This window comes from Ruegeria sp. CJ6, from assembly GCF_056536665.1.
The window spans coordinates 555,982-570,160 of the sequence record NZ_JBQFQB010000001.1; the positions used below are offsets into that span (position 1 = coordinate 555,982).

A 14,179-nucleotide genomic window follows, 5' to 3' on the forward strand; every position below is an offset into this window, starting at 1 on the left:
GGACACTGGCGCGCCGCGTTGCACATTGTGACGGGACCAGATGAGAGTTTGTATGTTGCTATCAATTGATCACGTTCGAAAATCCTATCCCGGTGGGCGACCTGTCCTGACTGATGTTTCATTGACGCTGGAACAGGGACAGACCTTGGCGCTGACCGGAGAAAGTGGCAGTGGCAAAAGCACATTATTGCATCTGGTGGCGGCGCTGGATGGGTTTGATGGCGGAGAGATTACTCTGGACGGGCGCGCCATGTCGGCCCTGAATGATGCGGAACGCGCCGAATTGCGTCGCGGCACCCTGTCTCTGGTCTTTCAGCAGTTCAACCTGATCCCGTCGCTGTCCGTTGCCCAGAACCTCTCGATCCATGCGCGACTTGCGGGTCGGGACGACCCGGATTGGGTTGTCCACCTGACCGAGCGCCTTGGCCTGAGCGAATTGCAAGACCGCTACCCCGAGAACCTTTCGGGCGGACAGCAGCAGCGGGTTGCCATCGGACGCGCCATGGCGATCCGACCACGATTGCTGCTAGCGGATGAGCCGACGGGCAATCTGGACGAAACAGCAAGTGCGGTGGTGCTGGACCTGATGCTTTCATTGGTTGCCGATACCGGCGCTGCGCTCCTGCTGGTCACCCACTCGAATGACATCGCCAGCCGTCTCGACCGGCGTGCCCACCTGACGGGCGGGCATATCGCATGACACGCGCTGCGGTCCTGGCGCTGGTGTCCCATTGGCGGATGCACCCATTGCAATTGATGACGCTTCTGACGGGTATCGCGCTGGCAACTTGTCTGTGGTCGGCCGTGCAAGCCATCAATGCCGAAGCGCGCGCCAGCTATGTACGCGCCAGCACCCAGCTTGCCATCGGACAATTCGACGAACTGCGCGCCTCCGGTTCCACGATCCCTCTTTCCCGCTACGCCGAGCTCAGGCGCGCAGGTTGGCAAGTGGCGGCCGTCTTAGAAGGCAGGCTGCGCATCAAGGGCCGTTCCGTACGTCTGATGGGGGTGGATTTGGTGGCCTACCCTGTCCTACCCGCGATCACCCAGATCGAGCAAGGCGCGGATGCCCCCGACCCGGCTGATATGCTGACAGCTCCGGGGCGGCTGCTGATGTCACCCGCCCTGGCCCCGCTGTTTCAATCTAAAGACAAATTCCCACCGGTGCTTTCCAGCACCGCGCTGCCACCTGATCTGGTGCTCACCGATATTGGAGTGGCCGAGCGTCTTCTGAACCGTCCCGGTCAGATTTCCCGTCTGGTGATCTTGCCCAATCAGCCCCGTGGTGTCCCGTCTCTGTCAGAACTTGCGCCTGAACTTCAACGCATTAGCCCCTCGGCCCAGTTGGATACCGCGCAGCTTACCGACAGCTTTCACCTGAACCTCTCAGCTTTCGGCTTGCTGTCTTTCGCCGTCGGCCTGTTCATCGTTCACGGAACGGTCGGCCTCGCCTTCGCGCAGAGGCGTGGCACTATCCGTACATTAAGGGCGTTGGGCCTTCCCATGCGGGGCCTGATCTGGATCGTTCTGGGTGAATTGCTTCTCTTGGCCCTGATCGGTGGCCTGTTCGGGTTAATCCTGGGGTATTTTCTGGCTGGAGCCTTGTTGCCTGATGTCGCCGCCACGTTGCGCGGCCTCTACGGGGCAACAATCGACGGGCAGATGTCATTACGCCCCCAATGGGTCGCCGCAGGTCTTGCGATGGCAATAGGCGGCACGTTGGCGGCCAGTGGCCACGCTCTTTGGCGACTTTCGCGCATGCCCATCCTCGCAGGGCCGGGCTTACAAGCTTGGCGTGGCAGTAAAGCCTCGGCCCAGATTACGGGCGCGTGTGGCCTAGCCCTGCTAGCAGTGGGCTTTATCGCATATTTCACAATCGGCGGACTTATCGCAGGGTTTGCCTTGCTTGCCGGGATGCTGACCGGAGCGGCCTTGTTGCTGCCGCTCGCACTGTCAGGGATATTGACCTTGTGCCTGCGCCGGGCCCGCACGCCTGTTGGTCAATGGGTGCTCGCGGACATGCGGGCGCAATTGCCCGGTCTGTCACTTGCGCTGATGGCCTTGCTGCTAGCGCTCGCCGCGAATATCGGCGTGGGCACAATGGTTTCAAGCTTCCGCCTCACCTTTACTGGCTGGCTCGATCAACGGCTGACCTCCGAACTTTACGTGACCGCAGCCGACAATGCACAAGGCGCAGCCCTTATCGATTGGCTCGCCCCAAGGGCGTCAGCTGTCCTACCCATTCGCAGCACCGAATTGCCGCACGAGACCGGGCCGTTGTTTCTGTACGGGATTGTTGATCACGATAGCTATCGCAATAACTGGCCACTGATCGCCAAGGATCCCGACGTCTGGGACAACGTCCTGTATCGCGGCGCCGTACTCATCAACGAGCAACTCGCACGACGCGCGGATCTGTGGCCCGGAGATACCGTCGCGATCACACCCGAGCACAGCTTGCCGATTGCAGGTGTCTATTCCGACTACGGGAACCCGACAGGTCAGGCCATCGTCGCAATGCCGATGCTGGATCAGATTGCCCCGGATACGGATACACGCCGCTTTGGCATTCGCATCGCACCGGATCAGGCCTCGGAGCTGGCACAGGCGTTGCGTGACCAATTTGACCTGCCTCCATCGGCAGTTGTGCAGCAGGCCGCTATGAAAGCGCAATCGATGGCTGTTTTTGAAAAAACTTTCGTCGTCACCTCAGCGCTGAATGTGCTGACACTGGGCGTTGCGGGGTTCGCGATACTCACCAGTTTGCTGACATTGTGGACCCAGCGCCTGCCTCAGGTCGCACCGGTCTGGGCGCTGGGTCTAACGCGCGCGCAACTGGCCAAGCTAGAGCTTCTGCGCAGTGTCCTGCTTGCGGTGATGACTGCTTGCTTTGCCCTTCCATTGGGCCTTGTATTGGCATGGGTGCTGCTGGCCGTGATCAACGTGCAGGCCTTCGGATGGCGCTTGCCCATGTATTTGTTCCCAACTGATTGGCTGAGCTTATTCCTGCTGACTCTGGTTGCCGCCGTGCTCGCAGCGGCCCTACCCGCATTACGATTGCTCCGCCTACCACCTGCTGCGCTGTTGAGGGTTTTTGCCAATGAACGTTAAAGCCTTCATTCTGTTCATCCTCCTTCCAATTCCCGGTTGGGCGCAGGGTTATGCCGGGTTGGGCGGCAATGCGGATGGCTTTACGCGTCCTGAACCGGGCTACAGCTTTCAGTTTCCGCAAGATCACGGCGCCCATCCGGATTATCGGATTGAATGGTGGTATCTGACGGCAAACCTCAAAGACGCAGAGGGTCGCGACTATGGCATACAATGGACCCTGTTCCGATCGGCCCTGAAACCGTCCGAGGCTGACGGCTGGCAAAGCCCGCAGATCTGGATGGGCCATGCCGCGCTCACAACGCCAGAAACACACTATTTCGCCGAACGACTCTCTCGCGGCGGTGTCGGACAGGCTGGCGTAACGGCCCATCCGTTTGAGGCATGGATCGATGAATGGCACATGCGCGGCGATGATTTGGAAACCCTCAGCCTGACAGCAAACGGATCAGACTTTGGGTATGATCTGAACCTGAAGGCCCAAGGCCCATTGGTGTTTCACGGGGCCGAGGGGTATTCGGTGAAATCCGCCGATGGTCAGGCAAGCTACTACTATTCACAACCCTTCTACTCGGTCGAGGGCACGCTCCACCTGCCCAACGAAGATGTCGAAGTCGCCGGCCAGGGTTGGCTGGATCGCGAATGGTCTTCGCAACCCTTGGCCGAAGATCAAAGCGGCTGGGACTGGTTCTCGCTCAGCTTTGACGACGGTGACAAGCTGATGGCCTTCCGCCTACGCGGGGATCGAGGGGATTTCACGGCCGCTACGTGGATTGAGCCTGATGGGCAAACGACCCCCCTACCTGACGGCTCAGTCCTGCTAGAACCCCTTGAAACCGCCCGCGTGGCGCATCGTGACGTTCCGATCAAATGGCAGGTATCCTTGCCGGATCGCGGGATCGATGTTGAAGTCGATGCCATAACCCCGAAAGCCTGGATGGGAACCCGGTTCGAATACTGGGAAGGGCCAATCACCATCACTGGCAGCCACACAGGGCGCGGATATCTTGAGATGACGGGGTATTGAAGCCGAACTTCAGCAATATATTCAGAATTGCTGTGGTGCCCAAGGAGAGACTCGAACTCTCACGCCCGTGAAGGCGGGGGATTTTGAATCCCCTGCGTCTACCATTCCGCCACTTGGGCCACGAACACTGGATTAGCGCCCTACCGAGAGAAGGTCCAGAGGCAAAAAACAACCACTGCCCTGAATGTTTCGTCGAAGGAGGTTGACGGTCAGTCGGGTGCATGGTTTGGCTTGCCGCAGCGGTTACCAGGATACTTATTCTTCATGTTGCGATCCCTTTATGACTGGACCATTCGTCTGGCCGAACATCCTCATGCGCTCTGGGCGCTGGCTGTTGTGGCTTTTGTCGAAAGTTCGTTTTTTCCGATCCCACCCGATGTTTTGATGATTCCCATGATCCTTGCGCGTCCGTCGCGGGCCTGGCTGATCGCGACGGTCGCCTTGGTTGCCTCGGTGCTGGGTGGGATATTGGGTTATGCAATTGGGGCATTCTTTTACGAAAGCCTTGGGCAGCCTGTTCTGGAAGCCATGGGCAAAGCCCACGCAATGGAAGAATTCAATACCCGCTTCAATGATTTCGGCTTCTGGGCCGTGCTGGCGGCTGGTGTGACGCCTTTCCCATATAAGGTCATCACCATCATGTCGGGCTGGACCGGGATGCCGATTGGGACGTTCATAGCCACCTCGATCCTGGCGCGCGCCTTGCGCTTCTTTCTTGTGGCCGGGCTGCTGTGGAAATTTGGGGAACCAATCCGTGACTTCATCGAAAAACGGTTGGGTTTGATGTTTACCCTATTCATAATCCTGCTGTTTGGCGGCTTTCTTGTGGTGAAATACTTATGACGCGCAAAAGACTTCTGGTTCTGGTTGCCGCATCCGGCTCAGCCGCGTTGCTACTTGGGGCTTGGGGCTTTCAGTACATCGGTGGGCTCGCGCCGTGCAAAATGTGCATCTGGCAGCGGTATCCTCATGGTGTCGCAGTGATTCTTGGTGCTCTAGCCTTTGCCTTCCCGGGCGTCCGCCCCCTGCCCCTACTAGGCGCTCTGGCCGCGGCCACAACGGCGGGAATAGGGTTTTACCATGCTGGGGTCGAGCAAGGCTGGTGGGAGGGCCCATCGACCTGCACATCTGGTGATATCGGCGGCCTGAGTGCAGAAGAGTTAATGGATCAGATCATGTCCGCCCCGCTCGTGCGTTGCGATGACATCCCGTGGGAGATGTTCGGGATTTCCATGGCGGGCTGGAATGGATTGATTTCGACGGGTCTGGTCCTGATCTGGATCGCAGCCTGGCGCGCGCGCTAGGGTTTATAGCTGATCCAGTTCGGCATCCCAGTAGAGGAAGTCGATCCAGCTTTCGTGCAGATGGTTCGGGGGGAACTTCCGACCGATATTGCGCAAAGCCTCAGCATCCGGCTGACGCGGCGGTTTATTCAGAGACATTCTGGCTTGTCGCAGGGATTTTGAGCCCTTGCGCAGATTGCACGGGCTGCACGCTGCAACGACATTCTGCCAACTTGTGACCCCGCCCGCAGCGCGCGGTACAACATGATCAAAGGTCAGGTTTTCACGGCTGCCGCAGTACTGGCATTTGAATTCATCCCGCAAGAATAAATTAAAGCGCGTGAAGGCCACGCGCTTTCTGGGTTTTACATAGTCTTTCAGGACAACGACCGAGGGTATTCGGATCTCGGTACTGGGACTGCGGACAACCTCGTCATATTCCGCAACAATATCCACCCTGTCCAGCCAGGCAGCTTTGATCGCCTCCTGCCACGGCCATAAAGACAACGGGTAGTAGGAAAGAGGTCTGTAATCGGCGTTCAAAACCAATGCCGGATGATGCTTGAGAGCACCGGTTTCCCTGACAAATTCGGTCCTGAAGTCTCCGTCCATAACAGAATCGCTCCTCGCTCTGTACTGCCCGTTTGTGACATCAGAGCGGGGAACACCCGCCCCGGCCTTAAGTTAACTATATATCGTGTTAAATCTCTGACAAGTGCCGAGTTCACACAACATCTCGGGTATTGGTTAGGCCGAATACGTAACAGATAAGTGACACTTATCCACAGGTTGCGCAGATGTGGTCTGCAAGCTATGGCGGGGCATGTCCTGGTTCATCCGTTTCAACAAACCTTACGATGTATTGCCGCAGTTCACCGACCGCGCCAATTCTGACTCGCCCCGCAGCACGCTCTCGGAATTCATCGACCTGCCCGGTGTCTATCCTGCGGGACGCTTGGACCGGGATAGCGAGGGTTTGATGCTGCTGACTGATAATGGGCGATTGCAGGCGCAGATATCAGACCCCATGCACAAGATGCCTAAGACATACTGGGTTCAGGTCGAAGGCATTCCCGATACAGCGGCACTAAAGGCGTTGCGGGAAGGTGTTGAACTTAAGGATGGTTTGACGCGCCTCGCCAAGGCGCGGCTGATTGACGAACCCGAATGGCTGTGGGCACGCACCCCGCCGATCCGGGTTCGCCAAACGGTGCCAGACAGTTGGGTTGAACTGACGATTAAAGAGGGCCGCAACCGTCAGGTTCGCCGGATGACAGCCGCAGTCGGGCACCCAACTCTGCGCCTGATCCGAGCCCGTGTTGGAGATTGGTCTTTGGACGGCCTTGACCCCGGTCAGTGGGAAAGCCTGCCGATGCCAGCTGTTGACGCAGCACCGTCGCGCAAGCGGGACCGCCGCCCGCGCCGGTGACAAAAACTGCGTGATGTGATAGGCTTAGGGCATGAAGGTAACACCGGATATCCCTGCCCCGTCTGCCATCCTGGAAGCCGCGCTGTATGTCGACGATCTAGATGCGGCCGAGGATTTCTATGGTCAGATATTGGGGCTAGAGAAAATCCAGCGCGTCACCGACCGCCATGTGTTCTATCGGATCGGCGGGTCCGTCCTGTTGCTGTTCAATGCCAGCGAAACCGAGAAACCGCCAGGAAACCCCGATCTGCCAGTCCCACCGCATGGGGCGCGCGGTCCCAGCCATGTTTGCCTTGTCCTGAGCCGCGATGAAATCACCGTGATGCGCAAGCATCTGTTGGACTGGAACATCCCTGTCGATGCCGAGTTCGACTGGCCCAACGGAGCCCGGTCGCTCTATGTACGAGACCCTGCAGGCAATTCGGTCGAATTCTCGGAAGGAAAGCTTTGGGAGTGATCGATCAGCGAAGCGGCTGCTTCTCGCCCCCGATCACACGGTAGATTTCGCTAGAGACAACGCCGACCTCGCCAAGCGCCGCCTGAAAAGCAGCCATATGAGGGGTCGCGAAATGGGCCTCAAGCGCGGCCTGATCCTGCCATTCCTCATAGACCCGAAAGCGGGTCGCCTGACCCAGGATTTGACTGAATTCATAGATCAGGCATCCGGGTTCTTTCAGGGTTTCCGCAACCATCACCTGCGCAGCGGCAATGGCTTTCTCGACCCCTGCATCTGAAACTTCGACCACTCCTGTCACGATCAGCATCATGCTCTCCTTAGATCGCCCCGCAAGTCAGAGGCTCAACTTATCCCGCATGAAGGCCAGCGCAACACTCAAGCCATCCGGAGCAATCCCGTGGCCGGTGCCCTTCATTATATGGGCATAAACCTCTTTGAACCCGGCCGCCTGAAGTGCCTCAGCTGCTTCTGGCAACGATTGCGGCGGTACAACGTCATCGGCATCGCCATGCACCAGCAGGATCGGCATGCGACTTACGGTTTCGTCTGGCAGCAAATCAGGTTCCAGCAAACGGCCCGAGAACGCTACGATCCCGGCCACTGGGTCCTCGCGGCGCGGGGCTACATGTAAGCTCATCATCGTGCCCTGGCTGAAACCGAACAGCACTACCTGCTCTGGCAGGACATCCTCATCCACCATCAGCGCATCAAGGAACGCGTTGAAATCCTCAACCGCCATTTCCATACCCCGTCGGGCTTCCTCCTCGGATGAGCCATCAATCCACGGGATCGGGAACCACTGGAAACCGTTGGGCATACCGATGATCTGTTCAGGCGCGTCCGGAGCTACAAACAACGTATCCGGGAGATGCTCGCCCAACGGATCAGCCAGCCCCAAAAGATCGGCCCCGTTTGCACCATAACCATGCACAAACACCACGACCGAGCGTGTGTCGCCTGAAACCGGCTCTTTCCTGAGCGCGTTCAAAACCCGTGTCATCTGATCCCTTCTCTGTCTTTTGCGACCCGGTAATAGGCCCACAGCACCCGCGCCGCAACCGATCGCCACGGCGACCATGCTTCAGCCATCTGGCGTAACTCTTTGTCTTTTGGTCGTTCTGGCAATTCATAGAGGATGCGTGCAGCTTCCTGTAAGGCCAGATCGCCCGGTGCAATCACATCGGCGCGACCCAGCGAAAACATCGCATAAATCTCGGCAGTCCAGACACCGATTCCCGGTACCTCGGTCAGAATTGCGACCACTTCGTCATCTGGCGCATCACGCAACGCTTTGTAATCGATCCGCGCCTCAGCCAAGGCGCGGGCATAGCGAATTTTCTGACGGCTGAGACCCACAGCGCGCAGATCATCATCAGTGGCCCACATAATCTTGCGCGGACCGGTCAGTTTTGCGTCCTGCAGCCTCTTCCAGATTGCGTTTGCCGAGGCCACGCTGACCTGCTGACTGACAATCGCGCTGAGCAATTGGGCGAACCCGTCAGGCTTGCGCCTGAGTGGCAGGGGTCCGGTTTGCTCCATCGCATAAGCCATCCGGGGGCAGGCCTCAGCCAACCACTCGGCCCCTTCGGTAACGCAGTCCGGTGTTTCGATGATGCGTCCGACGGACATGCGCTCTCCGATAAGTGATCCTTGTCCGCACGTTAGGCGGATGTGCCGCATATGCAACCCGCTTGTGCCAAGTCTCAATCGTAGATAACCATTCGCCCATGACAATGATCGCTGCCACCCCTGACGACAGTCAGGCCAAACGCAACGTCGCCGTTTTGGTGGCAGCACAGGCAATCCTGGGTGCACAGATGCCCATGATGTTCATCGTCGGCGGGCTGGCAGGCCAATCGCTGGCCAGCAACGCTTGCCTTGCGACGCTGCCGATTTCACTGATCGTTCTGGGTTCAATGCTGGCGGCCACGCCGATTTCAGCCATCATGCAACGCTGGGGACGCCGTGCCGGGTTTCTTGTGGGATCAACCGCAGGTGCCGCAGGGGGCGTTATCGGGGCTTACGGCCTTTATCTCGGCTCGTTCCCGATCTTCCTGATCGGCAGCTTCCTGACCGGCATATACATGAGCGCACATGGCTTTTATCGCTTTGCAGCAGCAGACACCGCCTCTGATGCATTTCGGCCCAAGGCGATCTCATACGTCATGGCCGGAGGGCTTGCGGCGGCGATCATCGGCCCTCAGATCGTCAAGCTGACCTCGCAGGCGTATGTGGTCCCGTTTTTGGGCACTTATCTGGCGGTGATCGCGATCAACGTAATCGGCTCAGCCCTGTTCTTCTTTCTCGACATCCCTACTCCGCCGAAACCGACCGAAGATGAACCCAAAGGTCGCACACGGCTGGAGTTGCTGAAAACCCCACGCATCGCAGTAGCGATCATCTGCGCAATGGTTTCCTATGCGCTGATGAACCTTGTAATGACGTCTACACCTTTGGCCGTCGTCGGGTGCGGATATACCGAAGGTGATGCCGCGGATATCGTCACCAGCCACGTACTGGCGATGTACATTCCCAGCTTCTTCACCGGCCACCTGATCGCGCGGTTTGGGGTCGAAAAGATCGTAGCTCTCGGTTTGGCAATCCTTGGCGGCGCAGGCATTGTCGCCTTGCAAGGTGTTGATCTAGGTAACTTTTTCGTCGCCCTGATCCTGCTTGGCATCGGATGGAACTTTGGCTTCATTGGAGCCACCAGCATGTTGGCAGACTCGCATGAAGTGCACGAACGCGGGCGAATGCAGGGCCTGAATGACTTGCTGGTGTTTGGCGGCGTGACCTTTGCTTCGCTTGCCTCTGGCGGATTGATGAACTGCTCGGGCGGTTCAGCGGTCGAGGGTTGGACGGCCGTAAACCTCGCCATGATCCCGCTGCTGACCCTTGCAGGTGGCGCGCTGCTGTGGCTGGTTCTGAGGCCTTCGGACCCACAAACCGTCTGACGTTACCAGCGCCCGGTCGCTGCGGTTTTCATCAGGGTAAACCGACGTCGGATTTCACCCTGAGCCAACGCACCTGCGGCCACCCGGTCCGGTCTGGCCAATGCAGTCCGCAACACCCATTCCGTCTGCCACCCCGCATAGAGCGCAGGCCGTGCTTGTGCCGAGACCTCGTTGCGGGCGGACCGCGCCCGCGCCAATCGGTCCAAAGCCTTCTGCGCCAGCGCCCGAACCCCGTCATGGGTTCCGTCCAGCAAAGGAATGCGCCCACGTGCCTCAAGCTCGGGAATTGCGCGCAGCCAATTCGCGACCCCCGCTGCATATCCGAAATCACGCAGAACAGTTTCATCCGCCGAACCCAGAGCCTGCGCCGACACCACCATTAATGTTCCAGCGCTATGGGAAATATAGGCGTCAAAATGCGCCTCATCCTCGAACGGATCAAGATAGATATCCCAACGCCTTACGGCCACATATTCATCCAGCAGCGCTGCCAGATGCGGAGAAATCACGCGCGACAATGGCGTAACAACCTCGTGCCGACGAACAGATGGACCTTCGGCAATCTCTTGCAAGGCATCGCGCCACCATTGCAGCCGCATCTCGGCGATCATGCTCTCTTGCGTCACCCATGGGGCACGGGCCACCTCGACGTTCAGCGCATAAATCGGGAACAAAACTGCCCGTGCCTCAACTGGTGCGGCCATGGCAGCCATAAAGCGATCGGGATCGGCCCGATGAACCAGCGCAGCACAAGCCTTGATGTCGTCGTCGAACTCCACCTTATTCGGCGGCCGCTGACTGCGGGGCGCAATCGCTCACCAGTTTCCACTGAATCGCATCCAGTAGCGCTTCGAACGAGGCATCAATTATGTTCGCACTCACCCCAACCGTAGACCAGCGCCGCCCTTGCCCGTCTTCGCTGTCAATGATCACGCGCGTGACCGCCTCAGTCCCGCCTTGCGTGATACGCACCTTGAAATCGACCAGCCGCATATCAGACAGTATCTGCGAATACTGCCCCAAATCCTTGGCCAGAGCTTTGGCGAGCGCGTTCACCGGACCGCGATCGCTACCGCTTTCATCCAGCGACTCACTTACCGACAGCTTCTTCTCGCCATCCACTTTCACAACAACAACCGCTTCGGACAAGCTGACCATCTTGTTGTATTTGTTTTTCCGGCGTTCAACGGTCACCTTATAGCGCTTGACCTCAAAGAATTCGGGCAATTGCCCCAACTCATCCCGCGCCAGCAGCTCAAAACTAGCCTGCGCGGTGTCGTAGGAATACCCCTCGGCCTCGCGCAGTTTTATCCGCTCAAGGATACGTCCCAACGCCGGATCGCCCGCTTCTACGGCCAATCCCGCATCGGTCAGACGTTTGCGCAGGTTCGATTGCCCAGCCTGGTTCGACATCGGAATGATGCGCGCATTTCCAACACTTGCCGGATTGATATGCTCATAGGTTGTCGGGTCCTTGAGGATCGCGCTGGCATGCAGCCCGGCCTTATGCGCAAATGCCGACGCGCCCACATAGGCGCTCTGCTTGCTGGGCACTCGGTTCAGGATATCATCCAGCATCCGGCTGATGCGCGTCAGCCCGGCCAGCGCCTCGGGCATCACTCCGATCTCATAGCACGAGGCATAGGGTTCTTTCAGCATCAGCGTTGGGATCAAAGCGGTCAGGTTGGCATTGCCACAGCGCTCTCCCAACCCATTCAACGTACCTTGAATCTGCCGCGCCCCCGCATCGACTGCAGCCAGCGAGCACGCCACTGCGTTCTCGGTGTCGTTATGCGTATGAATGCCCAGCCGATCCCCCGGCAGACCGGCCGCAATCACCTCGGATACGATCCGCCCGACCTCTGCCGGCAATGCTCCGCCATTGGTGTCACACAGAACCACCCACCTTGCCCCTGCATCGAGCGCAGCGCGGCAGACTTCAACCGCATATTCCGGGTTGTCCTTGTAGCCATCAAAGAAATGCTCGGCATCAAACAGAGCCTCCCGCCCCTGCGCCACGATATGCGCGACCGAGGCGCGAACGTTCTCGGTGTTTTCCTCCAGCGTGATACCAAGTGCGTGGGTCACGTGGTAATCGTGCGATTTCCCAACCAGACAAACGGCTGGTGTTCCCGCGTTCATTACAGCCGCCAGAACGTCATCATTCTCAGCCGACCTGCCCGAGCGTTTGGTCATTCCAAACGCCGTCATACAGGCCGACGTCTCAGGCGCGCTCTCAAAAAACGCACTGTCGGTCGGGTTCGCTCCGGGCCAACCCCCTTCGATGTAATCAATCCCCAGCGAATCCAACGCCTGCGCGATCTGCACCTTCTCGGCTGTCGAGAACTGCACACCCTGAGTTTGCTGCCCGTCGCGCAACGTGGTGTCGTAGAGGTAAAGGCGTTCCTTGGTCATTCGACCCCCTCCAGCTTGGCGGCGTCGAATCCGGCGCCGGGCACCAATTCCACACCATCCTTGCTCATCCGAACCTCAAGCCCGGCGGCGATATATGCCGCCTTTAGACGATCAACCTCAGAGAAATCCTTGCTCTGCATCGCAAACGCGCGCGCAGCGGCCAGCTTTTCTGCATGAGACGACAGATTAGCCGAAGCGGTCTCGGCCCAAGCGCCCATATCGTCCCCCAACAGTCCAACCAGCTGCGCACTTGCCAGCAAAGCCGAAGCATCACCATCTGCAGCCAAACGATGCAGTTCCGCGATGGCACCTGCCGTGTTCAGATCATCCGCAAGCGCATCGATGACCGCAGGTGCCGCGGTGGCGGCGGGCTCGATGCCCGCTGTCAACGCCCGCCACTTGCGCAATGTTGCCTCGGCTTCGCGCGCCTTCTTCTCGGTCCAGTCCATCGGCTTGCGATAATGGGTCTGCAGGAACACAAACCGGATCACTTCACCCGGCACACCCTGCTCAAGCAGATCATGAACGGTGAAGAAATTGCCCAGCGATTTGGACATTTTCTTGCCCTCGACCTGCAGCATCTCATTATGCATCCAGACACGCGCGAATTCGCCATGCGGGTGGGCACATTTGCTCTGAGCAATCTCGTTCTCGTGGTGCGGGAACATCAGATCGTTGCCGCCACCGTGAATATCAAAGCTCTCGCCCAGCAATTCATAGCTCATGGCCGAGCATTCGATATGCCACCCCGGACGCCCCCGGCCCCATGGGCTGTCCCAGCCGGGCAACTCATCGGTCGACGGCTTCCACAGCACAAAATCCATCGGGTTCTTCTTGTAAGGCGCGACCTCGACCCGCGCCCCGGCGATCATGTCATCAACCGACCGCCCCGACAGCGCACCATAGTGTTCCTTCCAGCTGTCCACCGCGAACAACACGTGACCCTCGGCAGCATAAGCGTGCCCCTTGGCCATCAGGTCTTCGATCATCGCAATCATCTGCGCGATATACTCTGTGGCGCGCGGCATCGCGTTGGGTTCCAACGCCCCCAGCGCGCCCATGTCGTGCAGATACCAGCCGATGGTTTCGTCCGAACGTTCCTGCACCAACTGTTCCAAAGACCCGTCAGCCCCAGCCTTCTTGCGCGACAATGCGGTGGCGTTGATCTTGTCATCCACGTCGGTGAAATTGCGCACATAGGTCACGTGATCAGCACCGTATACATGCCGCAACAAACGATAGAGCACGTCGAACACAACCACAGGCCGTGCGTTCCCCAGATGCGCCCGATCATAGACCGTCGGACCACAGACATACATCCGCACATTATCGGGATCGATCGGCGCGAAATCCTCTTTCGTCCGTGTCCTTGTGTTGTGCAGTTTGATCGTCGTCATCGGGTCGTGCTCCTGAAACAGCATATACGTCACGCGTTGGCGCGGGCTTAGCAACTTGTCTCAGAGATGAAAACGAAAGAAACCGGCCCGCTTGAGAAATCAGCAGGTA

The 14,179-nt window shown here is 58.6% G+C and carries 15 protein-coding genes and 1 tRNA gene; 8 read left to right on the top strand and 8 right to left on the bottom strand.

Annotated elements, in window-relative coordinates:
• Positions 1–52 precede the first annotated feature (52 nt).
• From ACR0BT_RS02820 to ACR0BT_RS02830, 3 genes are read left to right on the top strand one after another with little or no spacing between them, the layout of a single operon-like run.
• Complete coding sequence (locus ACR0BT_RS02820; protein WP_480601514.1) at positions 53–700, top strand: ABC transporter ATP-binding protein; 648 nt, start codon at positions 53–55, stop codon at positions 698–700.
• Complete coding sequence (locus ACR0BT_RS02825; protein ID WP_480762488.1) at positions 697–3,111, top strand: ABC transporter permease; 2,415 nt, start codon at positions 697–699, stop codon at positions 3,109–3,111. The genes ACR0BT_RS02820 and ACR0BT_RS02825 overlap by 4 nt, the downstream gene beginning before the upstream one ends.
• Positions 3,101–4,135 (top strand): lipocalin-like domain-containing protein, encoded by a 1,035-nt coding sequence (locus tag ACR0BT_RS02830; protein WP_480762489.1) that lies wholly within the window; start codon positions 3,101–3,103, stop codon positions 4,133–4,135. Before ACR0BT_RS02825 ends, ACR0BT_RS02830 begins: the two co-directional genes overlap by 11 nt.
• 33 nt (positions 4,136–4,168) lie before the next feature.
• Here ACR0BT_RS02830 and ACR0BT_RS02835 read toward each other — a convergent pair.
• Positions 4,169–4,254: transfer RNA gene (locus tag ACR0BT_RS02835), tRNA-Leu, on the bottom strand.
• A gap of 145 nt (positions 4,255–4,399) precedes the next feature.
• On the opposite strand from ACR0BT_RS02835, the gene ACR0BT_RS02840 reads away from it, so the two are divergent.
• Positions 4,400–4,978 carry a YqaA family protein gene (locus tag ACR0BT_RS02840; RefSeq protein ID WP_170393003.1) on the top strand — a complete coding sequence of 193 codons (579 nt, stop codon included), beginning with the start codon at positions 4,400–4,402 and terminating at the stop codon, positions 4,976–4,978.
• On the top strand, positions 4,975–5,439 hold the full coding sequence (locus tag ACR0BT_RS02845; RefSeq protein ID WP_170421771.1) for a disulfide bond formation protein B: 465 nt from the start codon (positions 4,975–4,977) through the stop codon (positions 5,437–5,439). The genes ACR0BT_RS02840 and ACR0BT_RS02845 overlap by 4 nt, the downstream gene beginning before the upstream one ends.
• 3 nt (positions 5,440–5,442) lie before the next feature.
• On the opposite strand, the gene ACR0BT_RS02850 is transcribed toward ACR0BT_RS02845, so the two are convergent.
• Complete coding sequence (locus ACR0BT_RS02850) at positions 5,443–6,030, bottom strand: HNH endonuclease (protein WP_170405905.1); 588 nt, start codon at positions 6,028–6,030, stop codon at positions 5,443–5,445.
• Between the two features lie 211 nt (positions 6,031–6,241).
• Between ACR0BT_RS02850 and ACR0BT_RS02855 the strand changes: the two genes are divergently transcribed.
• Both ACR0BT_RS02855 and ACR0BT_RS02860 read left to right on the top strand, forming a co-directional pair.
• Positions 6,242–6,847, top strand: a complete 606-nt coding sequence (locus ACR0BT_RS02855; protein WP_480762490.1) for an rRNA large subunit pseudouridine synthase E — start codon at positions 6,242–6,244, stop codon at positions 6,845–6,847.
• A 31-nt stretch (positions 6,848–6,878) separates the two neighbouring features.
• Positions 6,879–7,304 carry a VOC family protein gene (locus tag ACR0BT_RS02860; RefSeq protein ID WP_170562618.1) on the top strand — a complete coding sequence of 142 codons (426 nt, stop codon included), beginning with the start codon at positions 6,879–6,881 and terminating at the stop codon, positions 7,302–7,304.
• A 4-nt stretch (positions 7,305–7,308) separates the two neighbouring features.
• Here ACR0BT_RS02860 and ACR0BT_RS02865 read toward each other — a convergent pair whose 3' ends face one another.
• From ACR0BT_RS02865 to ACR0BT_RS02875, 3 genes are read right to left on the bottom strand one after another with little or no spacing between them, the layout of a single operon-like run.
• Positions 7,309–7,611, bottom strand: a complete 303-nt coding sequence (locus ACR0BT_RS02865) for a putative quinol monooxygenase (RefSeq protein ID WP_170562615.1) — start codon at positions 7,609–7,611, stop codon at positions 7,309–7,311.
• A 27-nt stretch (positions 7,612–7,638) separates the two neighbouring features.
• A complete protein-coding gene (locus ACR0BT_RS02870) occupies positions 7,639–8,304 on the bottom strand; it encodes an alpha/beta fold hydrolase (RefSeq protein ID WP_170392997.1) in 666 nt (221 codons plus the stop codon).
• Positions 8,301–8,933, bottom strand: a complete 633-nt coding sequence (locus ACR0BT_RS02875; protein WP_170392996.1) for a DNA-3-methyladenine glycosylase family protein — start codon at positions 8,931–8,933, stop codon at positions 8,301–8,303. Before ACR0BT_RS02875 ends, ACR0BT_RS02870 begins: the two co-directional genes overlap by 4 nt.
• 98 nt (positions 8,934–9,031) lie before the next feature.
• On the opposite strand from ACR0BT_RS02875, the gene ACR0BT_RS02880 reads away from it, so the two are divergent.
• A complete protein-coding gene (locus ACR0BT_RS02880) occupies positions 9,032–10,258 on the top strand; it encodes an MFS transporter (protein ID WP_223118012.1) in 1,227 nt (408 codons plus the stop codon).
• A gap of 2 nt (positions 10,259–10,260) precedes the next feature.
• Here ACR0BT_RS02880 and ACR0BT_RS02885 read toward each other — a convergent pair whose 3' ends face one another.
• From ACR0BT_RS02885 to cysS, 3 genes are read right to left on the bottom strand one after another with little or no spacing between them, the layout of a single operon-like run.
• A complete protein-coding gene (locus ACR0BT_RS02885; protein ID WP_170610813.1) occupies positions 10,261–11,037 on the bottom strand; it encodes a squalene/phytoene synthase family protein in 777 nt (258 codons plus the stop codon).
• Position 11,038: 1 nt separating this feature from the next.
• Positions 11,039–12,673, bottom strand: a complete 1,635-nt coding sequence (gene cimA, locus ACR0BT_RS02890; protein ID WP_480762491.1) for a citramalate synthase — start codon at positions 12,671–12,673, stop codon at positions 11,039–11,041.
• Positions 12,670–14,070: a cysteine--tRNA ligase gene (cysS, locus tag ACR0BT_RS02895; protein ID WP_480762492.1), complete on the bottom strand. Its 1,401-nt coding sequence runs from the start codon at positions 14,068–14,070 to the stop codon at positions 12,670–12,672. The genes cimA and cysS overlap by 4 nt, the downstream gene beginning before the upstream one ends.
• Between the last annotated feature and the right edge of the window lie 109 nt (positions 14,071–14,179).